The organism is Cohnella fermenti, assembly GCF_004801405.1.
GTDB lineage: Bacteria > Bacillota > Bacilli > Paenibacillales > Paenibacillaceae > Cohnella > Cohnella fermenti.
Genome location: NZ_SSOB01000030.1, coordinates 71,191 through 96,301, shown reverse-complemented (window position 1 = coordinate 96,301; position 25,111 = coordinate 71,191). Strand labels below are relative to the sequence as shown.

At 62.7% G+C, this 25,111-nt stretch carries 18 protein-coding genes; all 18 read left to right on the top strand.

The window, feature by feature from the left end; translation table 11 throughout:
- Positions 1–317: hypothetical protein (locus E6C55_RS34250; RefSeq protein WP_211093625.1), on the top strand; the 317-nt coding region annotated here is incomplete at its 5' end.
- Between the two features lie 172 nt (positions 318–489).
- The gene (cdd, locus tag E6C55_RS21595; RefSeq protein WP_136371898.1) at positions 490–921 is read left to right on the top strand and encodes a cytidine deaminase; all 432 of its coding nucleotides are present in this window, start codon (positions 490–492) and stop codon (positions 919–921) included.
- Between the two features lies 1 nt (position 922).
- Positions 923–1,843 (top strand): GTPase Era, encoded by a 921-nt coding sequence (era, locus tag E6C55_RS21590; protein WP_136371897.1) that lies wholly within the window; start codon positions 923–925, stop codon positions 1,841–1,843.
- Positions 1,844–1,957: 114 nt separating this feature from the next.
- Entirely contained in the window at positions 1,958–2,119 is a 162-nt protein-coding gene (locus tag E6C55_RS21585) for a YqzL family protein (protein ID WP_136371896.1), read from the top strand.
- Positions 2,120–2,154: 35 nt separating this feature from the next.
- Entirely contained in the window at positions 2,155–2,970 is an 816-nt protein-coding gene (gene recO / locus E6C55_RS21580) for a DNA repair protein RecO (protein ID WP_136371895.1), read from the top strand.
- A gap of 99 nt (positions 2,971–3,069) precedes the next feature.
- Positions 3,070–4,002, top strand: a complete 933-nt coding sequence (locus tag E6C55_RS21575) for a prenyltransferase (RefSeq protein WP_136371894.1) — start codon at positions 3,070–3,072, stop codon at positions 4,000–4,002.
- Between the two features lie 22 nt (positions 4,003–4,024).
- Positions 4,025–4,759 carry a DUF6081 family protein gene (locus E6C55_RS21570; RefSeq protein ID WP_230986798.1) on the top strand — a complete coding sequence of 245 codons (735 nt, stop codon included), beginning with the start codon at positions 4,025–4,027 and terminating at the stop codon, positions 4,757–4,759.
- Positions 4,760–5,125: 366 nt separating this feature from the next.
- Positions 5,126–11,098 (top strand): GH32 C-terminal domain-containing protein, encoded by a 5,973-nt coding sequence (locus E6C55_RS21565; RefSeq protein WP_230986800.1) that lies wholly within the window; start codon positions 5,126–5,128, stop codon positions 11,096–11,098.
- Between the two features lie 117 nt (positions 11,099–11,215).
- On the top strand, positions 11,216–12,229 hold the full coding sequence (locus E6C55_RS21560) for a LacI family DNA-binding transcriptional regulator (RefSeq protein WP_230986797.1): 1,014 nt from the start codon (positions 11,216–11,218) through the stop codon (positions 12,227–12,229).
- Between the two features lie 73 nt (positions 12,230–12,302).
- The gene (locus E6C55_RS21555; protein WP_136371891.1) at positions 12,303–13,247 is read left to right on the top strand and encodes an ABC transporter permease; all 945 of its coding nucleotides are present in this window, start codon (positions 12,303–12,305) and stop codon (positions 13,245–13,247) included.
- Positions 13,248–13,266: 19 nt separating this feature from the next.
- A complete protein-coding gene (locus tag E6C55_RS21550; protein ID WP_136371890.1) occupies positions 13,267–14,151 on the top strand; it encodes a carbohydrate ABC transporter permease in 885 nt (294 codons plus the stop codon).
- A gap of 126 nt (positions 14,152–14,277) precedes the next feature.
- Complete coding sequence (locus E6C55_RS21545; RefSeq protein ID WP_136371889.1) at positions 14,278–15,927, top strand: extracellular solute-binding protein; 1,650 nt, start codon at positions 14,278–14,280, stop codon at positions 15,925–15,927.
- Between the two features lie 69 nt (positions 15,928–15,996).
- Positions 15,997–18,255, top strand: coding sequence for a GH32 C-terminal domain-containing protein (locus E6C55_RS21540; RefSeq protein WP_230986796.1), 2,259 nt, complete (start codon positions 15,997–15,999; stop codon positions 18,253–18,255).
- A 32-nt stretch (positions 18,256–18,287) separates the two neighbouring features.
- The gene (locus tag E6C55_RS34245) at positions 18,288–20,822 is read left to right on the top strand and encodes a PfkB family carbohydrate kinase (protein WP_211093624.1); all 2,535 of its coding nucleotides are present in this window, start codon (positions 18,288–18,290) and stop codon (positions 20,820–20,822) included.
- Positions 20,823–20,996: 174 nt separating this feature from the next.
- Positions 20,997–21,146, top strand: a complete 150-nt coding sequence (locus E6C55_RS33915; RefSeq protein WP_168735794.1) for a hypothetical protein — start codon at positions 20,997–20,999, stop codon at positions 21,144–21,146.
- An 81-nt stretch (positions 21,147–21,227) separates the two neighbouring features.
- Positions 21,228–22,115: a glycine--tRNA ligase subunit alpha gene (gene glyQ, locus E6C55_RS21530; RefSeq protein ID WP_136371888.1), complete on the top strand. Its 888-nt coding sequence runs from the start codon at positions 21,228–21,230 to the stop codon at positions 22,113–22,115.
- A complete protein-coding gene (gene glyS / locus E6C55_RS21525; protein ID WP_136371887.1) occupies positions 22,108–24,195 on the top strand; it encodes a glycine--tRNA ligase subunit beta in 2,088 nt (695 codons plus the stop codon). The genes glyQ and glyS overlap by 8 nt, the downstream gene beginning before the upstream one ends.
- Before the next feature lie 35 nt (positions 24,196–24,230).
- Positions 24,231–25,037 carry a pyruvate, water dikinase regulatory protein gene (locus E6C55_RS21520; RefSeq protein ID WP_136371886.1) on the top strand — a complete coding sequence of 269 codons (807 nt, stop codon included), beginning with the start codon at positions 24,231–24,233 and terminating at the stop codon, positions 25,035–25,037.
- The last annotated feature ends 74 nt before the right edge of the window (positions 25,038–25,111 follow it).

Below are 25,111 nucleotides of genomic sequence, written 5' to 3'. Positions count from 1 at the left end.
CGATATCTACAAATAACCATTCTGTGAAAGATGCGTCGAAGAGCCGTATGCGGGAATTCCGCACGTACGGATCTGTGAGGGGGACGGGCACAATCCTCGAAAGGAGAGGCCCTACCTACTCGACCATACATTCGCTGGAAAGTATCGCAAAACGCGGAATGAATGTGAAAAACCACATACATTCGCTCAAAAGTGCCGCAAAATGCAAAATGAATGTGAAAAACCACATACATTTGCTCAAAAGTTGCGGCATTGCACATCTGGTGGGAGAGCGACGAGAGTACGGGGCGGCGGCACACGGTGTAAAAGCGCAGTGAATGTGAAAAACCGCATACATCCGCTCAGTAGCTGTTGGGGGGCACGTGTGGTGGGCAAGCGGCGGGAGTCGGATCGGCGGCGGGGATTCGGGAGTTTGGGCCGGGAGGCGCCGAGCGGGCGAGTTCTCGGAGTGGCCGAGCGTGCGCGGCGAAGAAGAAAGGAATGGGCGACATGAGCTGGAGCGGGTGGACGAAGGAGCGGTTGCTGGAGGAAGCGGAGAAGGCGATGAGGCGGGCGTATGTGCCGTACTCCAAGTTCCGGGTGGGAGCGGCGCTGTTGGATGCGGAAGGGCGCGTTCACCATGGCTGCAATGTGGAGAATGCGGCGTACAGCCCGTCGAACTGCGCCGAGCGGACGGCGCTGTTCCGGGCGATTGCGGACGGCCATGCGGCGCGCTCCTTCCAGGCGATTGCGGTGATCGGCGACACGCCGCAGCCGATAACGCCGTGCGGAGTGTGCCGACAGGTGATCTCGGAGCTGTGCGCCGCGGACATGCCCGTTATTATGGGGAATCTACAGGGAGACATCCGGGTCATGACGGCGGCGGAGCTGCTGCCGGGGGCGTTCGCCCCGAGCGACCTGAATTACGGAAAGAAGGACTGAGATGGCAGAATTGACAGGCAACAACGGGAAGAAGCCGTTCAAATCGGGCTTCGTGGCAATTGTGGGACGGCCGAACGTGGGCAAGTCCACGCTGATGAATCAGGTGATCGGGCAGAAGATCGCAATCATGTCCGACAAGCCGCAGACAACGCGCAACAAGATTCACGGCGTCTATACGACGGACGAGATGCAGATTGTTTTCCTCGATACGCCGGGCATTCACAAGCCGAACTCCAAGCTGGGCGATTACATGGTCAAGTCGGCGGAAGGCGCGCTCAGCGAGGTCGACGCGGTGCTGTTCCTGACCGACGTCTCCGAGGAGCTCGGCGGCGGGGACCGCTACATCATCGAGCAGCTTAAGAAGATCCAAACGCCGGTGTTCCTCGTTCTGAACAAAATCGACAAGGTTCACCCGGAGGCGCTTCTTCCCGTCATCGAGAAGTATGCGAAGCTGCATTCGTTCGCGGAGGTCATTCCGGTGTCGGCGCTGCGCGGCAATAACGTGACGACGCTGCTGGACCAGCTCGGCCGCTATCTGGAAGCGGGCCCGATGTATTACCCGGCGGATCAGATTACGGACCATCCGGAGCAGTTCGTCTGCGCGGAACTGATCCGCGAGAAGATTCTGCAGTTGACGCGGGAGGAGATCCCGCACTCGATCGCGGTCGAGATCGAGAGCATGGGCAAGGGAGACAAGGGTATCGTCAACATCGGGGCCGTCATCTACGTCGAGCGATCCTCGCAGAAGGGAATCGTTATCGGCAAGCAGGGAGCGATGCTCAAGCAGGTCGGCAAGCTGGCGCGCGAAGATATGGAACGGCTGCTCGGCTCGAAGATCTTCCTGGAGCTGTGGGTGAAGGTGAAGGAAGACTGGCGCAACCGCGATTCGGTGCTGAAGTCGCTCGGCTTCCGCCACGATTGATCGCTTGAATGACCGAAAGCTGGCTAACATTGTTAAGCATGGGCCTTCATCGCGCGTGGCATCCTAACGTCGGAATACGGGCAAGTCATTTCCCGGCGGAGAGGATGAGGCGTTGTGCGGGACTTCACGTGGCACGTGTTTGCGCAGACCGGCGATATCGAAGCCTACTTGCTGTTTAAGGAAATGAATCAATTGAGGGCCGGAGGAGATCCGAATCCGGATGCGGCGCCAGACCCGGCCGGAGGAGCGTCCGAAGGCGAGTCCGTTGCGCCCTGATTCGGAGTCTCTCGAAGATCGAAGGGGAGAGGCCGATGCTGTATCGCATGGAAGGGATTGTCATCCGCGGTACGGATTACGGGGAAGGCAACAAAATCATCACGATATTCACGCCGACGCACGGCAAGCAGGGAATCGTCGTCAAAGGGGCGCGCAAGCCCAAGAGTCGATACGCTTCTCTCTCGCAGCCGTTCACGTACGGCGATTTTTCTTTTTATAAATCCGGCAATTCCGGCGGCCTCGGTTCGCTGAACAGCGGCGAGATTCTCGAATCGTACCGCGAGCTCCGGGAGAACCTGGATCGTGCCGCCTACGCCGCCTATGCGGCGGAGCTGTGCGACCGGGCCGTCGCCGAGGAAGACGCAAGCGGCTATCTGTACCACCAGTTCAAGGCTTGCCTGACGGCGATTGCCGAAGGCAAGGACCCCGCGATCGTGCTGCGCATCTTCGAGATGAAGGTCATCCAGTCGGTCGGCTACGCCCCGATGCTGGACGAATGCGCCGTATGCGGGAGCGCGGACGGCCCCTTCCGCTTCAGCCCGCTCCTCGGCGGCGCGGTATGCCAGCGGTGCCGCCATCAGGACCCGCAAGCGCTCGAGCTGATGCCGCAGGTATGGAAGCTGCTGCGCATCTTCGCAGCGGTCGACCTCAGGCAGCTCGGGCAGATCGATGTGAAGCCCCCGGTCAAGGCGGGGCTTAAGATCGCCATGCGCAGATGGATGGACCACCACCTCGGGATGAAGCTGAAGTCGGTTCATTTTCTGGACCAATGGGAGAAGCTGGACGAACTTCCTCTTCCGACAAGGCGCCCCGCCGCAATAACCGAAATCCCGGCAGAGAACCCAGAATGATTCATCGTTTCGCAACAGTTCCGGAACAATTCTGTTACATCTTCGACTCCGATCTATGGTATTCTGGTCTGTGTCATGACCAAGGAGAGGGGTCGACCGATGGACAGGCTTAAAGATAAAATATTGGAATTCCGCAAGGCGTCGCGCTTCAGGGTTATCCCCGTGATGCTTATTCCCGTTGCGCTCGGAGCGCTCGGGGCGTACGTCTGGGACGGCGACCTGAATATGTGGCTGCTGCTGCTTACGCTGCTCGGCTCGGGTTCCGCCCATCTGTTCTCCAATATGATCAACGATCTGTGGGACTACAAGAATGGGACGGACAAGGAAGCCCACGAGATGAAGGACGTGATCTCCACGAACTCCGGCTTCTTGACCAAGGGGATCTGGAGTGTGAGAAAATTCGCGTTCGTCACGTGGGCGCTGTTCGCCGTCGCTGCGGCCAGCGGCATCGTGCTCGGCATTGCGAGCGGTTGGTGGGCCTTTATCTTCGGGGCGCTCGGCGGCCTGATCGCCTACTTCTACGTCGCTCCGCCGATTCGCTTCGGCTACCGGGGCAAGGGCTACAGCGAGATCGCGATTCTGCTGTCGTTCGGCGTGCTGCCGGTCACCGGCTCGTACTACGTGCAGACGTCCCACCTCGACTACCGGGCGCTGCTGCTGTCGCTGCCGATCGGGCTGCTGACGACGCTGATTTTGTTTAACCATCATTTTCTGCATTGGCAGGCGGATCGTCAGGCGGGCAAGAAGACGCTCGTCGTCGTCTGGGGCGAGAAGCGGGCGCTGGTGTTCTCGAGAACGCTGCTGCTGTTGGCGGTGCTGGCTCATCTGGCGTGCGCCGTTGCGGGTATCGTGCCGATCTATTCGCTGCTGGCGCTGCTGACGGCGATTCCGCTTTATTCGGTGTACGGCAAGCTGAAGGAGAAGAATGCCTCGATCGCTTACGCGCCGCTGATGGGCGCATCCGTCAAGACCACCTCGCAGTTCGGCGTCATTCTGATCGTATCGCTTGTTATTCAAGGACTTATTCTTTAAGACGACGGGAGCTGAGTTGGGGATGGAAAAGATTTACGGAGATTTCCATACGATTCTGGACGAGGGCAACGTGTGGAAGGTGGGCGGCTTTAAGCTTCCGGACGGCTCGTTCTGGGAATACCGGGAGCCGGATGCGACGGTTATCGTGCGCAACAACACGCTGTACGTGCGGGCGCCGCTGAGCCGCGGTCACGACCGTGTGCAAATTCTCGACAATGCTAAGCACATGTACTACTCCGTTGAAGAAGTGGAGGTGCCGGAGGAGGGCGAAGTGACGTTCGAGATGTCGATTCGCGCCCGTTCGACGGGCACGGCTCCGGGAGATCTGTACGACGGCTACGTCAGTTGGAATCTGCTTGACTTCACAACCGGCGCCGCGCTCGACTTCTTCGCAGGCAACGACAAGTACGCTTCGGTATACGCCGTGCTTCCGTTCCCCGGAGTCGAGGTGCCGAAGTCCGACAAGACCCGGTTCTTCTGCATCTTCAAGGAAGACACCGACTTCAAAGCCAGGGAATTCAACGATTACAAGATCGTCTACAATCGCGCCAAGGACGAAGCGGTGTTCTACCTGAACGGCCGGGAGGTTCGCCGCGAGCGGAACGTGCCGATCAAGTTCAATCGCTTTACGATTGCGCTCGGCATCATGACGGAGAAGGACCTGTCGCCGGAAGGAAGCGTCTCGGTTCACGGCCAGACGGTTATCGCGGAGTATTCTCCGGTCAAGGTGACGATTCAGGAGCAAGCAAGCGAGTAAGCGAAGGACAAGGAAGCCGATTGCCGTCGTGAACCCCAAGCGGGCAACCCTCGTACAAGGAAGTTCACGGCGGCGAAAAAGCGATTGACAGAGTCGGCAGCTATTTTTTATACTGTAAGCGATATCATATAAACGTTTGCGTAAACGTTTACCACAATGGGTTGCAAAGGGGCGGCAATTGAACTGCAATTGCTGTTGCAGTGGAGCTGCAGCGAATTGACGGAATGCGTAGGAAAGGAGGGGTGAACGATTTTATTTAATCGTTTACGTAAACGTTTACGCAATCATTGACGAAGGGAGAATCATTGTTGGAATCATTATTGCAATCATTGCTGGACCCCCACAAACAAGGAGGAGTTTATCGTGATGAAGGCTGCACCTAAACGCTTCACGAGGCGAATCGCCATTCCTATGCTGGCGGCGCTGCTGGCGACCGCGGTTCAGGCGCTCGGCCCGGCCGGGGAAGCCAAGGCGGCGACGACGCTGTCCAACCCCGGCTTCGAGAGCGGATTGTCGGGCTGGACAAGCGTCAGCGGCACTGCCTTTACGGCGGGAGACGTGGCGTCCGATACGACTTATTGGAACAAGCAGGCGTTCGGCCAGCACAACTTCTGGCACATCTGGGGCGGCAGAGGCGACGATGCCAAGGTCGGGACGCTAAGCTCCGAGACGTTCCTGCTGGGCGGCGACGGCCAGATCGATCTGCTTGTCGGCGGCACGAACGACCTGACGTCGGCCTATGTCGCGCTCGTCCGGGCGTCGGACGGCGCCGAGCTGCTGAAGGCGACCGGAGGCGGCACGGATGCCTACGGCCAAGTGAGCTGGGACGCTTCCGCCTACATAGGCACGGTCGTCTACATCAAGCTGACGGACAGCACGACAAGCGGCCATATCAACCTCGACGATGTGAACGTGCCGTACACGGCTTCGCTGCACGCTCACGTCGAACCGGCGCTGTACAACCACGACTTCGAGCAGACCGACCTTGTGCCGGGCGAGATCCGCGGCTGGACGAGCGCTGGCGGCGATGCGTTCGCTCCGTCGAGTCTCGTCCATGAGACGCTGTACAGCCAGGGCGGCGAATTCCGCAAGCAGGGCGATTCCTTCCTGTGGGGCTTCAAGAATGGCGGGGACGGCCGCACCGGCGTGTTGAAGTCGGAGACGTTCACCTTGAGCGGCAACGGCGGGATCGACTTCCTGGTCGGGGGCGGCCGCGACGACGCCAACCTGTACGTCGCCCTCGTGCGGGAAGCGGACGGAGCCGAGCTGTTCAAGGCGACGGGCAGCGACGACGAAGCGATGCAGCGCATCTTCTGGGACGCGTCCGCCTACTTGGGGCAGGAGCTGTCCATCAAGCTGGTCGACAATGCGACCGGCGGCTTCGGCCATCTGAACGTGGACGACTTCCACGTGTACAACTCGGTCTACGCCGGGGGCACGGTTGCGCATTGGCAGCTCGATGAGAGCGCAGGCAGCGCGACGCAGGAGGCGGTGACGGGCACGGACGATCCGGTAGCCTACCACCTGAACGACGGAGTCTATCAGCCGGCGCGAAGCCCGCTGTGGCGGAGCGACGGCGTGAGCGGCGGAGCGCTGCTGTTCGACGGCTATTCGACCTATGTGACGCGAACCGCGGATCGCATCCCCGCGCCGGGAAGCGAGCTTACGGTCGAAGCCTGGGTCGCGCCGCGCAACTTCGAGCACGGGGACGACGGCCGGCTGTCGGCCATCGTGAACCAGCACAATCGCGAGGCGAAGGAAGGCTTCATTCTCGGCAACTACCGGCATGGCGCCTGGGGCTTCCAGTTCGGCACCGGGACGGACTGGCGGGAGGTCAAGACGGACAGCGAGCTGCCGTTGGACGAGTGGTCCTATGTAGCGGCCACCTACGACAGCGCAACGGGCCGCGCCGTGCTGTACCTGAACGGCGAACAGGTCGCCGCCGCCAGCTTCGCGCCGGGCGAGCCGATCCGGCCGAGCAACACCGACCTGCTGATCGGGCGCAACAATCAGGGCTACTGGCTGTACGGGTTCCAGTTGAACGCGTTCAGCGGGCTGATCGACGAGGTGACAATCCGCAGCGAAGCGCTCGGGGCGGCCGAGGTCAAGAGTGCGTACGACAGCTACATGAGCGCCCTGGGCGGCAATCTGCCAACGGCGGACAACCGCATCGACCGCAGCGAGCTCGCCGACGATGCGCAGCGTCCGCAGTACCATGCGGAGCCGCCTTCGGCCTGGCAGAACGAGCCCGGCGGACCGATCTACTTCAACGGGCAATACCATGTTTTCTACCAGAGCAATCCGCGCGGCCCGTTCTGGAACCATATTCGCTGGGGCCATCTCGTCAGCTCCGATATGGTGCATTGGCGCGATGCCGAGGATGCGATCATCCCCGAGAAGAATGCGGTCGATCCCGACGGCGCCTGGGCGGGCGGCTCGACGCTGGACGGCAACGGCATTCCCGTGCTGTTCTACACGGCCGGCGACGACCGGCGCTCGCCGAGTCAGCGAATCAATCTCGTGCGCAGCAACTATGCGGTGGACGGGGACAACGACCTGAACAACTGGCTCAAGAGCCCGCAGGTGGTCGTCGACCAGCAGCCGGGCCAGGGCATCCCGGGAGAGTTCCGCGACCCGTTCGTGTTCAAGGACGGCGACACCTGGTTCATGCTCGTCACTTCGGGCAAGCAGGACGGCTCGGGCGGCGATATCGGCGGCACCGCGCTCGTCTACTCGACGACCGATCCGACGCTCGAGAGCGGCTGGACGTTCCGCGGCGATCTGTATGTCGGCGACTATGCGGCCTATCCGGAGACGGGGCGCGTCTGGGAACTGCCGAATTTGCGCCCGCTCGGCGACAGCGGCAAATATATCTTTATCATCAATCCGGCGAAGATGTCGAAGGCCGAGTATCAGTCGCGCTACACCTACTACTGGATCGGCACGTGGGACCCGGACACGGCCAAGTTCGTGCCGGACGATCCCGCGCCGCAGCTGCTGGACGTCGGGGAGCACTTCACCGGGCCGGCGACCGACGTGACGCCGGACGGCCGCACGATCGTATACAGCATCGCGCAGGGAAGAAGAACGGCCACGATGGATTACGAAGCGGGCTACGCGCATAACTTCGGCCTGCCGCTGTCCGTCTATCTCCGGTCGGACGGGCGGCTCGGCATGGAGCCGATCGCGGAGCTGCAGTCGCTGCGGGGGACGGAGCTCGTGAGCATCACGTCCGACACGAGCTTCGCCGCGGCCAATACGGCTCTGGCGTCGGCCGTCGATTCGGATATGTTCGAGCTGGAGGCGGAGATCGATCCCGGCTCGGCCAACGAGGTCGGCTTCAGCCTGCGCCGTTCGCCCGGCGCGGAGGAGGAGACGCTGGTCTACTACAAGAAGAGCGCCCAGGAGTTCTGGGTCAATCGCTTGAAGTCGAGCCTGAACCCCGACGTGGAGAAGGGCTATCAGGGCGGCACCGTCGATATCGGAACGGACACGATCAAGCTGCATATTTACGTCGACCGCTCGATGATCGAAGCTTATCTGAACGGACTCAAGGCGCTGACGACGCGGGCTTATCCGACGCGCAGCGACGCCACGGGCCTGCAACTGTGGGCTAACGCCGACGCCGGCACGGTTGTCGTGAAGTCGCTGAAGGTGTGGGCGATGAATTCGGCTTATGACGAGGTTGAGCCGACCGGCGTATCGCTCCCGGCCGCCAAAACGATTATTGCCGGCGACAGCCAACTGGTGTTGCCGACGGTCTCGCCGGCGAACGCGACCGACAAGGATGTCGTCTGGACGTCGAGCAATCCGGCTGTCGCCAAGGTCGTGAACGGCAACATCACGGGACTTGCCGTCGGCACCGCAACGATCACGGCCACGACCCGCACAGGCGGCTTTACCGCGACGACGGCGGTGACGGTGACGCCGGAGCCGGCGCACGGCGGACTCGTCAACCACGAATTCGACGACGGACTGTCGGGCTGGACCGTTCTCTCGGGCGACGCCTTCAGTCCGCAGGACGTGACGACGGCCGACGATTGGGGCTGGGGCGGCACGTTTAATCAGAGCGGCGATTACCATCTGTGGGGCGTGAAGGACGGGAGCGACAGCCAGACCGGGTCGATGCGCTCGCAGAAGTTTATCTTGGGCGGCAACGGCCAGATCGACTTCCTGCTTGGCGGCGGCAACAACTATTACGACTTGTACGTCGCGCTCGTGCGCAGCTCCGACGGCAAGGAGCTGTTCAAGGCGACCGGCGCGGATCAGGAGGCTTACACCCGCATCAAGTGGGATGCGTCCGACTATATCGGCACCGAATGCTATATTCTCGCGGTGGACAATGCGACGGGCGGTTGGGGACATCTCAATCTGGACGACGTCAACGTGCCGACACAGCCGCCTGCCGTGGTCGATATTGCCAATCCCGGCTTCGAGAGCGGCGATCTGACCGGCTGGACCGCCGTCGGCGACGCTTTCGCGGCTGCGGATGTCGCCTCGGATGCGGCATCAGGAACCGGGACGACGTTCGGCCATGACGGCGCATACCACCTGTGGGGCTTCAAGGACGGCGGCGACAGTCAGACCGGCGTGCTGGAATCTTCGACGTTTACGCTGGCGGGCACGGGCTGGATCGACTTCCTGCTGGCGGGCGGGCATGACGAGCCGGAGCTGTACATCGCGCTTGTGCGGAACTCGGACGGGGCGGAGCTGATGAAGGCGACGGGCTCCGACACCGAGGCGTATACGCGCAAGTTCTGGGATGCTTCCGCCTATCTGGGCGAGAGCGTCCATCTGAAGCTCGTCGACAACGCAACGGGCGGCTGGGGACATCTCAATCTGGACGACGTTCACGTGTTCAATACGGAGAGCGATCTCGCCTCCTCCGACCGCTATGCGGCCTACCGGCCGCAAGCGCACTACTCGCCGGCGCGCCATTGGATAAACGATCCGAACGGGCTCGTATATATCGATGGAGAATATCATCTGTTCTATCAATACAATCCGAACGGAACGACATGGGGGCCGATGTCCTGGGGACATGCGGTAAGCGTCGACCTGACCGACTGGGAGGAGCTGCCGATCGCCCTCGAGCCGGATGCCGGAGGCTTCATCTGGTCGGGCAGCGTCGTGGCCGATCCGGACAATACGAGCGGATTCGCGAAGGACGGGCAGACGCCGCTGGTGGCGATCTTCACGCAAGAGAAGGGAGGAGTGCAGACGCAGAGCCTCGCGTACAGCAACGACAAGGGGCGCACCTGGACCAAGTATGCCGGCAACCCGGTGCTGCCGATGGCGTCCGGAACAACCGTATTCCGCGATCCCAAGGTCATCTGGCACGACGATACGAGCAGTTGGGTGATGGCTCTGTCGGCCGGCGACCGGATCGTGTTCTATACGTCGCCGGATCTGAAGTCGTGGACGTATGCCAGCGAGTTCGGCAGCGCGGACGGCGCTCACGGCGGCACCTGGGAATGCCCCGATCTGTACGCGCTGCCCGTCGACGGCAATCCTTCGCTCGTCAAGTGGGTGCTGACCGTGAGCATAAGCGGCGGGGCGCCGGCCGGAGGCACGGGGACGCAATACTTCGTCGGACAGTTCGACGGCACGACGTTCACGAACGACAACCCGGCGTCGACCGTGCTGTGGACCGATTACGGCGCCGACAACTATGCGGCCGTCTCCTTCTCGAACATTCCGTCCTCGGACGGGCGCCGCATCGTGCTCGGCTGGATGAACAACTGGAGCTACGGCCAGCAGACGCCGACTTCGATCTGGCGCGGAGCGACGACGCTGCCCCGGGAAGCGCAACTGGTCTCGACGGGAACCGGCGCGAGGCTGACGCTGCTGCCCGTCGCCGAGACGTCCGCGCTGCGCGGCGCGGCGAGCTCGTGGAGCGGGGAGACGATCGCGCCGACCTCGTCCAATCTGCTGTCCGGCACGGCATTCGAGATTGTGGCCGAATTCCAGAACGACACGGCGACCGCGGCGTCCTACGGCTTCAAGGTCAGGAAGGGCGCGGGCTATGAGACGGCGGTCGGGTACGACAAAGCGGCGGGCAAGCTGTTCGTGGACCGTACCGCATCGGGCGACGCGAGCTTCGACGGCACCTTCGCGGCCCGGCATGAGGTCGAGATGTCCGAGACGACGGACGGCAAGATTCGGCTGCGAATCGTCGTCGACCGCGCTTCGGCGGAGGTCTTCGGCAACGACGGACTCGCCGTCGTCACCGACCAGATCTTCCCGCCGCTCGCGGCCGCAGGACTTGAGCTGTACGCGACGGGCGGCTCCGTGACGCTGAACAGCCTGAGCGTCTATCCGCTCGCGGCGCCGGTATGATCGCGGCAGCGGAACGACACGCAACAACGGAATGATTGACAGCGGCCTCCCGCCGAATTATAATGAATTACGCATCAGAAAAACGATTACGTAAACGATTACGCGGGAGTGAAGATCATGCGGGCAGGAATCAAGCAGGTGGCTCAGTTGGCCGAAGTGTCTACGGCTACCGTGTCGCATGTCATCAACAATACCCGCTTCGTCTCGCTGGAGACGAAGGAGAAGGTTTACCGCGCGATGGAGCAGCTTGATTTCCGTCCGAATGCGGTGGCCCAGAGCCTGCGCAGCCAGCGCTCGAACACGATCGGGCTGATCGTGCCGATGCTGCCCTCCGACACGTCGAACTTCTTCTTTATGACGGTCGCCCAGGGCATCCAGAAGACGCTGAAGCGCCGCGGCTATCATATGCTGCTCAGCAACAACTCGACCGAGGAGCTTGAAGAGGAGATCGAACAGATCAAGCTGTTCAACGCCAAGCTGATCGACGGCCTGATTATCGCTTCCATCGCCGAGGACGTCGGACACTTGAGCGAGACCGTGAACGGCAAGTACCCGGTCGTCTTCATCGATCGCCGGCCCGAAGGCTACAAGGGCGACTTCATCCTGTCCGACGGCTTCGGAGCGACGCTCCAGGCGGTGCGGGAGCTGCTGGACAAAGGGCACAAGCGCATCGGCTTCCTCTCGGCCACGCTCGGCATCTCGACCAGCATGGAGCGGCTCGAGGGCTACAGGAAGGCGCTGGAGGAGCGCGGCATTGCGTTCGACCCGGCCTTGGTCCGGGAGATTCCCGCCAGCTTCGACAATGGCCGCCTGGCCGCGCAGCAGCTCCTCGACGGCACCGACATGACGGCGTTGTTCGTGGCGAACAACGTGCTGACGATGGGCGCGATGAGCTATCTTCAAGAGAGGCGCGTCCGCATTCCGCAGGAGCTTGCCGTCATCGGCTACGACGACTACGATTGGACGAAGATTACGACGCCTCCGCTTACGGTCATTCGGCAGCCGAGCTTCGAGCTGGGAGAGAAGGCCGCCGAGGTAATGCTGAGCCGCATCGAGGAAGCCGACGGGCAGGAAGAGGAGCCTCGCGAGTACCGCCTTCCCGCTCAGTTAATCGTCAGGGATTCCTGTTAACAACAGGCTCCCTCTTTTGCGGAATTTCATTAAAACGTTTACGTAAACGTTTATATCGGTTTGGGAGGTCATCATGATGGTTGCGAAAAAACGGGAAGCGATCCCTGCGGCAGGACGCGGCCGCCTGAAGCGGGTGAGGGCGAATTACGAGTTGTACTTGCTGATCTCGTTCCCCGTCGTCTACTTCCTTATCTTCAAGTATTGGCCGATGTACGGCGTGCAGATCGCCTTCAAGGACTTCTCCGCATCGCAAGGCATCTGGGGCAGCCCCTGGGTCGGCTTCGATCACTTCAAGCGTTTCTTCGACGCCTACAACTTCTGGCAGATTATCCGCAACACGGTGTACCTGAGCGGGCTGAATCTCGCAATCGCTTTTCCCATCCCGATCTTTGTTGCGCTCATGCTTAATCAGCTTCGGCAGCAGCGGCTGAAGCGCTTCATCCAGACGACGATCTACGCGCCTTACTTCATCTCGACGATTGTGCTTGTCGGCATGCTGTATGTCTTCCTGTCGCCCTCGAGCGGACTGGTCAACCAGGTCATCAAGCTGTTCGGCGGGGAGCCGATTCTGTTCGCCGGCGAATCCGCGTGGTTCAGGCCGATGTACATCTTCTCCTCGGTATGGCAAGAGACGGGCTTCTCGTCGATCGTCTACCTCGCCGCGCTTGCGGGCATCGATCCGCATCTGCACGAGGCGGCGGTCGTCGACGGCGCCAGCAAATGGAAGCGCATCCTGCACATCGACCTGCCGGGCATCGCGCCGACAATCGTTGTCCTGTTTATTCTGGCGGTCGGCAATCTGATGAACATCGGGTTCGAGAAGGCGTTCCTGCTGCAGAAGGATCTGAACGTGGACGTGTCCGAGATTATTCCGACCTACGTCTACAAGATCGGCATCCAGCGTGCGCAATACAGCTTCTCGGCGGCCATCGGCCTGTTCAACGCGGCGATCAATCTGGTCCTTCTCTACATCGTTAACAGATCGGCCAAAAAAATAAGCGGAAACGGACTGTTCTAGCGCAAAGGAGGAGGACCTTATGCTCACCAGAAGAACAAAGGGCGATATCTGGTTCGACCTGATCAATTACTTATTTCTCGGCGGCTTCACGCTGATGATTCTGTACCCGCTCTACTTCGTCGTCATCGCTTCGATCAGCAGCCCGGACCGCATCTTCTCCGGCGATGTCTGGTTCTGGCCGCGCGGCATCACGTTCGACGGCTACCGCCGGATCTTCCACGAGCCGACCATCTGGATCGGCTACCGGAACTCGATTCTGTATGCGGCGATCAGCGCCTTCATCAGCACGGCGCTGGTCATCGCGGCGGCGTACCCGCTGTCGCGGAAGGACTTCTACGGGCGCGGCGGGTTCATGTTCTTCTTCCTCGTCACGCTGTTCTTCAACGGCGGCATCATTCCGACCTACCTGATGATGAAGGACATCCACCTGATCGATTCGATGTGGGCCGTCATTCTGCCGTCCGCGGTGGACGCATTCCTGATCATCATCGCCAAGACGTTCTTCCAGGAGCTGCCCGAGGAGCTGCGGGAAGCGGCGGCGATCGACGGCTGCCGCAATCTGCGCTACCTCTTCAGCATCGTGCTGCCGGTATCCAAGCCGATCATCGCCGTGCTGGTGCTGTTCGCGGTCGTGCGTCAATGGAACGGGTTTTTCGACGCGTTGATCTATCTGAGCGACGGGGACAAGTACCCGCTGCAGCTCGTGCTTCGCAATATTCTGATCCAGAGCCAGCCGTCCGGCAATCTGGTCAACGACGTCGATACGCTGCTGGCCAAGCAGCGGGTGACCGAGCTTATCAAGTTCGGGGTCATTATCGTGGCGGCCTTGCCGCTGCTCGTGCTGTACCCGTTCCTGCAGCGTTACTTCGTCAAGGGAGTCATGGTCGGCTCCGTGAAGGGGTGATCGGCGCAGCGGGCGCTTGAAGGAGGTGAGGGCCGCTTCCGGAACCGGAGCGAATCGGCGTTGCGAATCGGCATTATATGGCAAGCTAGCGGAAAAGGGAACAAACTTTACGGGAGGGTTAACGAAATGAGAAAAAGAGCAGCGGTATTATCGACATTGGCACTGACTTCGGCCTTGTGGCTGGGAGCTTGTTCGAATAACGGCAACGACGACGCGGACCGGAGCGCCAGCCCGTCCGGAAGCGCCGACTCCGGCGCCTCTGCGGGCGGCGCGCAGACGTTCCCGCTGCCGGAGCAGGTGACGCTTAAGGCGGTGACGCAGCGTCCGGCGCTGGCGCCGAGCGACTTCAACGAGATGGAGATGGCCAAGAAGCTCGAGACGGCGACCAATGTGCATATCGATTGGGAGACGATCGTAGACACCGATTATCAGGAGAAGAAGAACCTGCTCATCACCAGCGGCAGCCTGCCGGACTTCTTCCTGAATTCGGGCTTCTCCGACTCGGAGCTGATCAAGTACGGCAAGGACGGCACGATTGTACCGTTTAACGACTATATCGACGAATACATGCCGAATCTGAAAGCGCTCTTCGAGAAGCGCCCCGACATCAAAGCACTCGTGACCGCACCGGACGGCAACATCTACTCGCTGCCGGTCGGCGAGGAGCTCGGCTCCGGGCAGGAGGAGATCGGCGCGAATCCGGACTTCCTCTACATCAACCAGGACTGGCTTACCAAGCTGAACCTGCAGATGCCGACGACGCTCGAGGAATATCACGACGTGCTGAAGGCGTTCAAGACGCAGGACCCGAACGGCAACAAGAAGGCGGACGAGATTCCGCTGACCTTCATGAACGCTTATTGGACGGGAGACATCGGCTATCTGTTCGGCGCCTTCGGCGTTCCGGACAAGACGTATCAGCCGGGATCGAACGCTTATGCCGAGCACCTGAACGTCGACGGCGGCAAGGTGTCGTATGCGGCCGAGCAGGACGGCTACAAGCAGGCGCTCGCGTACTTCCACCAGTGGGTCGAGGAAGGGCTGATCGACAAGGAGTCGCTGACGCAGGATGTGACTCAATATTTTGCCAAGGGGAAAAACGATCCGGAAATTATGGGTTCCTTCCTCTGGTGGGATCACACGGACGTCGTCGCCGACCGCGATGCGCATTACCCGATCGTTCCGCCGTTCAAGGACATGGTCGTCAAGTGGAACAACGGCTCCGCGCTCGGACGCGGCGGCGCGGTTATCACCAAGGACAACAAGCACCCCGAGCTGACCGCCCAGTGGCTCGACAATCTCTATGAACCGCATACGGCGGCCGAGGTGCGCTGGGGGCCGGTGGGCGTCTGGTTCGATCAGGACGCAAGCGGCAAGTACGTCCAGAAGACCGACATCGACAATCCGGGCGAATACCGCCAGAAGGTCGCGCTCGGCGGCGCCGGGGTCATCACCGGCGACGACTTCAAGACGGTCGTCGCGCCGGAGGAGCGCGCCCAACAGCGGATGGACGATATCGCCAATATTTATGTTCCGCAGATGCAAACGGAGAAGTACTCGAACATCTTCTTCACGGACGAGGAGCTGGCGACGATCGACAGCATCAAGCCGGAGTTGCAGACGTACACCAATTCGATGCGCGCCAAGTTCCTGCTGAACGGCGTCACCGACGGCGATTGGGACGACTACGTCTCCAAGCTGAAGAAGATGGGGCTGGACGAGCTGATGAAGGTGTATCAGGATGGGTATGACCGTTATGTGGCGGCGCAGCAATAAAGCCGCAGCGAAGGAATCGGCCGCCGGAACCAGCGGCCGGCCAAGGCCAAGGCAAGGGAGCGAAACGCAATGACAATGCATCGAATCGGGGCGCCGGACGAGATTGCCCGCTGGCCGTTCGACGAGGGCGAAGGCGATCTGACGCGCGAGTCCGTCTCGGGCGAGCTTCACCGGATCGCCTTCGCGCTGGCCGCCGGGCGCAGCCAGCCGCCCCAGCCGCCGAGATGGCGGCCCGGCATCGGCGGCGCGGCGCTCGTGTTCGACGGCTATTCCACGCATATCCGCGTGCCCGGAGCGCAGCTTCGGCAGCCGTCCGGCGGGCTGACGATCTCCGTCTGGGTCGCGCCCGGCACGTACGATCTGTGCGCCGAGGGACGGCCGTCCACGATCGTCAACCGGCATGATCGACAGCGGGCTGAGGGTTATCTGCTCGGCATCGGGCGGCACGGCGCTTGGACGCTGCAGCTCGGACTGGCCGGGGGCTGGACCGAGCTGTGGTGCGAGCCGGACGCGTCCGTGCCGCTGAACACCTGGAGCCATCTGGCCGCGACGTTCGACGGCGAAGCGGGACGCCTGCGGCTGTACCTGAACGGCGCGCCCGCCGGTTCGCTTGACGTGCCGGCCGGCTCCGCGCTGACGCCATGCCCGGCCGACCTGCTGATCGGGCGCAACAATCAGGCGGCGGTGCTCGCGGAAGCGTTCCTCATGAATCACTTCGACGGATGGATGGACGAGCTGTCGATCCTTGACCGGGCGCTGTCCGCGGCTCAGATCGGCGCGCTGTACGACGAGGGGCTTGCGCGCTGCGGCGGGACCGTTCCTAAGGCGACGGCGCGGGACTTCATTCTTCCCCGGGAGATGTTCAGCCGCGACCGGCACCGGCCGCAGTTCCACGTGACGACGCCCGGCCACTGGATGAACGAGCCTCATGCCCCCTTCTATTATGAAGGACGCTATCATTTGTTCTATCAGTTCAATCCGAAGGGGCCGTTCTTCCATTATTTGCATTGGGGCCATGTCGTCAGCGACGATCTTGCGCATTGGCGGGATCTGCCGCCCGCACTGCGCCCCGAGCCGGACATCGATCCGGACGGCGTGTGGTCCGGCAGCGCCGCGCTGGATGGGAACGGGCACCCGGTGCTGTTCTATACGGCGGGCAACAACGCGCATGTGCCCAACCAGGAGATCGGCCTCGCCCGACCCCGTGATGCGGCCGACCCGGAGCTGGCCGAGTGGGCGAAGCGCCCGGCGCCGGTCCTGACGCTGGAGCGCGGCGAGGCGGTGCTGGACGAGTTCAGAGACCCGTTCGTCTGGCGGGAGGACGGCCGCTGGGTTATGCTCGTGGGCGCCGGCCTTGCGGGCCGGGGCGGCACGGCGCTCGCTTACGTGTCGGAGGATCTGGAGAGCTGGACGCCTTGCGGCCCGTTCTGCGAGAGCAGCCCCGAGCTGTATCCGTATCTCGGCACGGCCTGGGAGCTGCCGGTGCTGCTGCCGCTGCCCCGCAAGGGCGAATCCGGGCCGGAGCCGAGCGGCAAACATATTCTGCTCATCAGCCCGTGGGGGCCGGGCGCACGCTCGGACATCTTCTACTGGATCGGCCGTTACGATGCGGAGCGGGTGCGCTTCGAGCCCGACCACGCCGAGCCCAGGCTGGTCGATTACGGCGACTTCCACTTTACCGGGCCGAGCGGGATGGTCGATCCGCCGACGGGGCGTTCGCTGCTGTTCACGATTGCGCAGGGCGAGCGCACGCCGGAGATCGACTATGATTGCGGCTGGTCGCACGGCGCGGGCATACCGGTATCGCTTACTCTGCTTGAGGACGGCACGCTCGGCGTGGCGCCGATTGCGGAGATCGCCCGGCTGCGAGAAGAGGTGCTGATCGATATCGGCGGTCTCTCGCCGGAAGCGGCGAACAAGCAACTGGCGGACATCGCCGGCGACATGCTGGAGATCGAGCTGACGCTGCGCGGTTCGGGCCGCGCGGCGCTGGCTGTCCGCCGGACGCCGGACGGCGCGGAGGAGACGGTGCTGTTCTGCGACCGCGCCAAGGGAGAGATCGGCGTTGACCGCACGCGGACGACGCTGGACCCGTCGGAACGCACGCGGGGCATCCAATCGGGACCGCTTGCGCTCGGCGACGAGCCGCTCTCGCTGCACGTTCTGGTCGACCGTTCGCTGATCGAGGCGTACTTCAACGGGCGGCGTTGCGTCACGACCCGCGCATATCCTTCGCGGACGGATGCGGCAGGGCTGCGTCTGTACGCCGAGGACGGCGCGATTGTGGAGCGGCTGATCGTGCGGCGCATGGGCGGCGCCTTCGGCTGACAAGAGACAAAAGCAGGATGGTGGGTGGAGACATGCTGGACGTAATCGCGCTCGGCGAGGTGTTGATCGATTATACGCCGGCCGGGCGTTCGGAGCGGGGATACCCGCTCTATGAGCATAATCCGGGAGGCGCGCCGGCCAATGTGCTGTGCGGGCTGGCCCGGCTCGGCCGGCGCACGGCGCTGATCGGGACGGCGGGCGACGATCCGTCGGGCCGCTTCCTGCGCGCCGTGCTGGAGGAGGCGGGAGTCGGAATCGGAAGTGTGGAGCTGACGGACCGGAGTTCTACGACGATGGCCTTCGTGCATCTGGAGGCGGACGGCGACAGGGCGTTCCGGTTCGTGCGCGGGGCGGATACGCTGCTGTCGGCGGAAGCCGCGGCGCGCGCGCTGCAGATCGGGTGCCGGATCTTCCACTTCGGCACGCTGTCGCTGACGGACGCGGCAGCGGCGGACATTACGCTGGACGCCGCCCGGCGGGCGAGACGGGCCGGCGCGCTCGTCTCGTACGATCCGAATGTAAGGCCGGCGCTGTGGGATTCGCCGGAGCGGGCCGATGCGGCGCTGCGCGCGGGGCTCGGGCTGGCGGACATCGTGAAGCTGTCCGAGGAAGAGCTGCGCCTGGCGACAGGCACGGCGGACCCGCGCGAGGGCGGCGAACGGCTGCTGCATAGCCATGCGGGCATCCGCCTGCTCCTCGTGACGCTGGGCGCGCGCGGCTGCTACTTGCGGACGCGCGAAGCGGAGTCGTTCGTGCCGGGCTTCCGCGCGGAGACGATCGACACGACCGGCGCCGGCGACGCCTGCATGGCGGGGCTGCTGCATCGTCTGCTGGCGGCGGATATGGCCGTCGACGAGCTGGATGCGGCGAAGCTGGCGGAGATCGGCCGCTACGCCAATGCGATGGGCGCTCTGGCGACGACTCGCCGGGGAGCGATCCCCGCCATGCCCTCTCCGGAGGAGATCGACGATTTGCTGAACAGTACGGAGGACGATTCGTTGAACGATAAATACAGACCGCACTACCACTTTACGCCTCCCTCCCGCTGGATGAACGATCCGAACGGCATGGTGTTTTTCCAAGGCGAATATCATTTATTCTATCAGCATCATCCGTACGGCAGCGAGTGGGGGCCGATGCACTGGGGCCATGCCGTGAGCCGCGATCTCGTCGTCTGGGAGCATCTGCCGGTGGCGCTCGAGCCCGATGGCAACGGGATGATCTTCTCCGGCTCCGCAGTGGCGGACAGCCGCGACACGTCCGGCCTGTTCGGCGGCGATCCGGGGCTCGTTGCGATCTTCACGCACGCGGATACGTATCCGGCATCCGGAACGGACGCGGAGCCGGAGGCGGAGGAGCGTCCGCGCCAGCGGCAGAGCGTCGGCTTCAGCGCGGACCGGGGGCGCACCTGGACGATGTACGAGGGCAATCCCGTGCTGGCCGAGCCGGAGCTGACCGACTTCCGGGACCCGAAGGTAATCTGGTACGAGCCGGGCGGGCATTGGGTCATGGTGATCGCGGCGGGCGATCATGTCCGCTTCTATACGTCGCCGAATCTGCTCGCTTGGACCTTCGCCAGCGAGTTCGGCCGCACCGAGGGTTCGCATGAAGGGGTGTGGGAATGCCCGGACCTGGTCTGGCTGCCGGTTGTGGACGAAGACGGCGAGGATATCGAGGATGCCGAGGATGTCGAAAATGCCGACGATGGCGAACGTGCCGAAGAGGGCGAAGGCGCCGAACGCGAAGGAAGCTGGGTGCTGATCGTCAGCATCGGCGACGGCTTGCCCGAGGGCTCCAAGACGCAGTACTTCCTTGGATCGTTCGACGGGACCGCCTTCGTCAGCTCGTCCGCGGAGCAGCTATGGCTGGACGAAGGGCGGGACAACTATGCCGGCGTCACCTGGTCCGACATTCCGCAGGAGGACGGCCGCACGATTCTGATCGGGTGGATGAGCAACTGGAGATACGCCAACGTTACGCCGACCGGAGCATGGAGGGGAGCGATGACGATTCCCCGCGTTCTGACGCTGCGCAGCACGGCGGACGGGCTGCGGCTGTGCCAGCGGCCGGTTGAGGAGCTGAAGGCGCTGCGCGGGACGGGGGAACGGCGGCAGGAGATCGCGGTGCCCGGCGAATCCCGGCACGAGCTCGGCTTCGGGGGCTGCGCCTACGAGATCGAAGCGGTGTTCGAGCCATCGGGGGCGGCTGAGTTCGGCTTCGCCCTCCGGCGCTCCGCCGACGACGCGCAAGAGACGCTTGTCGGCTATGCCACGGCCGAGGCGGAGTTGTTCATCGACCGCACGCGCGCGGGCGAGTCGGGCTTCAGCGAGGCGTTCGCCGCCCGCCACGGCGTCCGCCTCCGTCCGGAGCCGGACGGGACGATTCGCCTGCGGGCTCTCGTCGACCGCTGCTCGGTCGAGGTGTTCGCCGGCGGCGGCGTCGCGGCGCTGACCGATCTGATCTATCCCGATCCGGGCAGCGTCGGCCTGGCGCTCTATGCCAAGGGCGGGGAGGCGCGCGTGCGCGAGCTGAGCTTCTGGCCGCTTGAGACGCGGCAAACGGATTGACATGCCGGGGGCGCTTGCGCTAGAATTAGCTCTGCGTTACAATAGAGTCTACGAATGGATTCGCGCTCGACGAAGGAGAGAGTAGCCGGTTGCCCGTTGGCAGCTACAGCGAGTCGGGGATTGGTGCAAGCCCGGCGCGACGGATCGGCGAATGGCAACTCCGGAGAGGCATCCATGAGCATTGGGAAAAGCGGGCTGAGTCCGGCTAACGGGCTTGCGGCGGCTTCGGGAACGAAGACGGCTGCGGCGAACGGACACGGCCAAGTAGGGTGGAACCGCGGGAACGCAACGCTCCCGTCCCTACGTCTGCAGGGGCAGACGTAGAGACGGGAGCTTTTTGTCGCTTCCTCTCTCGCAGGCCCGCCAATTCAGCCCGTTCGAAGGGATAAGGAGCGAAGAGGGACCATGAATTTTCAACAAATGACATTGACGCTGCAGCAATTCTGGGCCGAACAGAACTGCATCGTTGTCCAACCGTACGACGTCGAGAAGGGCGCCGGCACGATGAATCCGATGACGTTCCTGCGCACGATCGGACCGGAGCCGTGGAACGTCGCCTATGTGGAGCCGTCCCGCCGTCCGGCGGACGGACGCTACGGCGAGAATCCGAACCGGCTGTACCAGCACCACCAGTTCCAGGTCATCATGAAGCCGTCTCCGGACAACATCCAGGAGCTCTACCTCGAGAGCTTGCGCCGCCTTGGCATCGAGCCGCTCGATCACGACATTCGCTTCGTGGAAGACAACTGGGAATCCCCGACGCTGGGGGCTTGGGGACTGGGCTGGGAAGTGTGGCTCGACGGCATGGAGGTGACGCAGTTCACTTACTTCCAGCAGGTCGGCGGCATCGACTGCCATCCGGTCGCGGTGGAGATTACGTACGGGATGGAGCGTCTCGCTTCCTATATTCAGGATAAAGAAAATGTGTTCGACCTCGAATGGGTGGAAGGGGTCAGCTACGGCGACGTCTTTAAGCATCCCGAGTACGAGCATTCCAAGTATACGTTCGAGGTGTCGGACGTTCCGATGCTGTTCCAACTGTTCTCCACGTACGAGGCGGAGGCGAAGCGGGCGATGGACGAGAACCTCGTGTTCCCGGCTTACGATTACGTGCTGAAGTGCTCGCATACGTTCAACCTGCTCGATGCGCGCGGGGCGATCAGCGTAACGGAGCGCACCGGCTATATCGGCCGCGTCCGCAACCTGGCGCGTTCGGTGGCGGCGACGTTCCTGCAGGAGCGCGAGCGTCTCGGATTCCCGCTGCTGAAGAAAGGAGAGGAGCAACATGGCTAAGGATCTCTTGCTCGAGATCGGTCTTGAAGAGGTGCCGGCTCGCTTCGTTCGAGCGGCGATCGATCAATTGAAGGACAAGACGGAGAAGTGGCTCGGCGAGAGCCGCTTGACATATGCGGAAGTCAGAGCCTACGCGACTCCCCGCCGCCTGGCCGTTATCGTCGCGGGGCTTGCGGAGAAGCAAGCCGATGTCAGCGAAGAGGTGAAAGGCCCGGCGCGCAGGATCGCCAAGGATGCGGACGGACAATGGACGAAGGCTGCGCTCGGCTTCGCGAGAAGCCAGGGCGCCGAGCCGGAAGCTCTGTTCTTCAAGGAGCTCGGCGGCGTCGAATACGTCTATGCGAACAAGTCGAGCATCGGCGTCGAGACGGCAAGCCTGCTGCCCGAAGCGCTTCCTGCGCTCGTTACGTCGCTGACGTTCCCGAAGAACATGCGCTGGGGCGCTTACGAGCTTCGCTACGTGCGTCCGATTCGCTGGCTCGCGGCGCTGTACGGCAGCGACGTCGTACCGTTCGAGATTACCGGCGTCGCATCCGGCAACATCACCCGCGGCCATCGCTTCCTCGGCACGGACGCAACGATCGCCGAGCCTTCGCAATATGTGGAGAAGCTTCGCGAACAGAACGTGATTGCGGATATCGAAGAGCGCAAGGAAGCCATTCTGGCCGGCATCAACAAGCTGGCCGAAGCGCGCGATTGGACGATTGCGGTCAAGGACGACCTGCTGGAGGAGGTTCTTTTCCTCGTGGAGACGCCGACCGTGCTGACCGGCTCCTTCGATCCTTCGTTCCTGAACATTCCGCAGGAAGTGCTGATCACGTCGATGCGCGAGCATCAGCGCTACTTCCCGGTTCTCGACAAGGCGGGCAAGCTTCAGCCGTTCTTCGTCACGGTGCGCAACGGCGATGCCCGTTCGATCGAGGTTGTCGCGAAGGGCAACGAGAAGGTGCTCCGCGCCCGCCTGTCGGACGCCAAGTTCTTCTACGAGGAAGACCAGAAGGGACGCATTCCCGACTTCCTGGCGAAGCTGGAGAACATCGTTTATCACGAGGAGCTCGGCACGGTGGGCGACAAGGTGCGCCGGATCGTCGCCGTTGCGACGAAGCTGGCCCGCAAGCTGAACGCGGACGAGGCCGTTCAAGCGAACGTTGCGCGGACCGCCGAGCTGTGCAAGTTTGACCTCGTGACCCAGATGGTGTACGAGTTCCCCGAGCTGCAAGGAATCATGGGCGAGGACTACGCGCTTAAGGCGGGAGAGAACCCGGAGGTCGCGAAGGCGATCAACGAGCATTACTCGCCGCGCAACGCGGGCGACACGCCGCCGGCTTCGCTTGTCGGAGCGCTCGTCGGCATCGCCGACAAGATCGACACGATCGCGGGCTGCTTCTCGATCGGCATCGTGCCGACGGGCTCCCAGGACCCGTACGCGCTGCGCCGCCAGGCGGCGGGCGTCGTGTCCACGATTCTCGCGCACGGGCTTGAGCTGACGCTGCCGGAGCTGTTCCGCCTGGCGCTCGAAGTTCACGCCGAGGCCCGTCCGCTGAAGCGCGAAGCCTACGACGTCGAGAAGGATCTGGGCGAATTCTTCGCGCTGCGCATCAAGAACGTGCTTGCGGAGCAGCAGATCCGTTACGATGTGGTGGACGCCGTGCTCAGCGCGGGCTCGGGCGACGTCGGCCGCGCGATTCTGCGCGCGAAGGCGTTGCAGGCCGAGACGGCGGAAGGCCGCGCGGAGAAGTTCCAGCCGACGGTCGAAGCGTTTAACCGCGTCTCGAATTTGGCCGCCAAGGCGGGAGAATCCCGCCAGGTAGACGTCAAGCTGTTCGAGAACGCCGCGGAAGGAGCGCTCTACGAAGCTTGGCAGAGGGCGCACGGAGAGTACGTTCTTGCGTTCGCGGAAGCGAAGCTGGCGGAAGGATTGGCTTCGCTCGCCGCGCTGACCGGTCCGATCTCGGCGTTCTTCGAGGCGGTTATGGTCATGGCCGAGGATGAAGCGATCCGCAGCAATCGCCTGTCGCTCCTCGCGCTGATCGCCGACGATGTGAAGTCGTTCGCCGACTTCTCCAAGTGGGTAGGCTGATTGGCTAATTCGATCGTTCGAGAGGGGGATGCCGAATGAGCGCTGATAGCATTACGGTGTATGTCGCTTCCGATTCCGCCGGCGATACCGGCGAGCTGGCGGTCCGCGCGGCGGCCGCCCAGTTCCACCCGCTTCAGGTGCAGATTCGCCGGATCGGCTTCATTCAATCGTGCGAGGCGATCGACGCGGTTCTGGACATGGCGGTCAAGGACCATGCGATTCTGCTGTTCACGCTTGTTATTCCGAACCTGCGCAATCATATGACCGAGAAGGCGATCGAGAAGAACGTCGTCGCGATCGACCTGCTCGGCCCGCTGATCGAGAACATGGAGCGAAGGTTCGAACGGCCTTCCCGGCACGAGCCGGGGCTGAACCACGTGCTCGACGCCAGCTACTTCCGCAAGGTGGAAGCCGTCGAATTCGCCGTGAGATACGACGACGCGCGCGATGTGACCGGCATCGGCAAGGCGGACATCGTGCTGACCGGAGTGTCGCGAACGTCCAAGACGCCTCTCTCGATGGTGCTTGCGCACAAGACGTTCAAAGTCGCCAACGTGCCTCTCGTTCCGGAGCTGGTTCCGCCCAGAGAGCTGTTCCTCGTGAATCCCAAGAAGGTTATCGGCCTCACGATCCGCACCGAGGCGCTGAATGCGATTCGCAAGGAACGGCTCAAGGCGCTCGGTCTGCCCGATTCCGCCTCCTACGCGACGCTGACGCGGATCGAGCAGGAGCTGGAGTTCGCGAATCAGATCATGAAGAAGATCGGCTGCGTCGTCATCGACGTCTCGAACAAAGCCGTCGAGGAGACGGCCAGCTTGATCCTCGAACACTTCCAGAAATGATGTCTTATGCCGAAATCGGTCATTTCCCCAGCCATTCCCGCCGAGGAATGGCTGGTTGTTCGTATGTGGGGGCA

Excerpts from the sequence above, each read along its gene's own strand:
- cdd (WP_136371898.1), top strand. The coding sequence starts at position 490 with ATGAGCTGGAGCGGGTGGACGAAGGAGCGGTTGCTGGAGGAAGCGGAG.
- era (WP_136371897.1), top strand. The coding sequence starts at position 923 with ATGGCAGAATTGACAGGCAACAACGGGAAGAAGCCGTTCAAATCGGGC.
- recO (WP_136371895.1), top strand. The coding sequence starts at position 2,155 with ATGCTGTATCGCATGGAAGGGATTGTCATCCGCGGTACGGATTACGGG.
- E6C55_RS21575 (WP_136371894.1), top strand. The coding sequence starts at position 3,070 with ATGGACAGGCTTAAAGATAAAATATTGGAATTCCGCAAGGCGTCGCGC.
- E6C55_RS21570 (WP_230986798.1), top strand. The coding sequence starts at position 4,025 with ATGGAAAAGATTTACGGAGATTTCCATACGATTCTGGACGAGGGCAAC.
- E6C55_RS21565 (WP_230986800.1), top strand. The coding sequence starts at position 5,126 with ATGAAGGCTGCACCTAAACGCTTCACGAGGCGAATCGCCATTCCTATG.
- E6C55_RS21560 (WP_230986797.1), top strand. The coding sequence starts at position 11,216 with ATGCGGGCAGGAATCAAGCAGGTGGCTCAGTTGGCCGAAGTGTCTACG.
- E6C55_RS21555 (WP_136371891.1), top strand. The coding sequence starts at position 12,303 with ATGATGGTTGCGAAAAAACGGGAAGCGATCCCTGCGGCAGGACGCGGC.
- E6C55_RS21550 (WP_136371890.1), top strand. The coding sequence starts at position 13,267 with ATGCTCACCAGAAGAACAAAGGGCGATATCTGGTTCGACCTGATCAAT.
- E6C55_RS21545 (WP_136371889.1), top strand. The coding sequence starts at position 14,278 with ATGAGAAAAAGAGCAGCGGTATTATCGACATTGGCACTGACTTCGGCC.
- E6C55_RS21540 (WP_230986796.1), top strand. The coding sequence starts at position 15,997 with ATGACAATGCATCGAATCGGGGCGCCGGACGAGATTGCCCGCTGGCCG.
- E6C55_RS34245 (WP_211093624.1), top strand. The coding sequence starts at position 18,288 with ATGCTGGACGTAATCGCGCTCGGCGAGGTGTTGATCGATTATACGCCG.
- E6C55_RS33915 (WP_168735794.1), top strand. The coding sequence starts at position 20,997 with ATGAGCATTGGGAAAAGCGGGCTGAGTCCGGCTAACGGGCTTGCGGCG.
- glyQ (WP_136371888.1), top strand. The coding sequence starts at position 21,228 with ATGAATTTTCAACAAATGACATTGACGCTGCAGCAATTCTGGGCCGAA.
- glyS (WP_136371887.1), top strand. The coding sequence starts at position 22,108 with ATGGCTAAGGATCTCTTGCTCGAGATCGGTCTTGAAGAGGTGCCGGCT.
- E6C55_RS21520 (WP_136371886.1), top strand. The coding sequence starts at position 24,231 with ATGAGCGCTGATAGCATTACGGTGTATGTCGCTTCCGATTCCGCCGGC.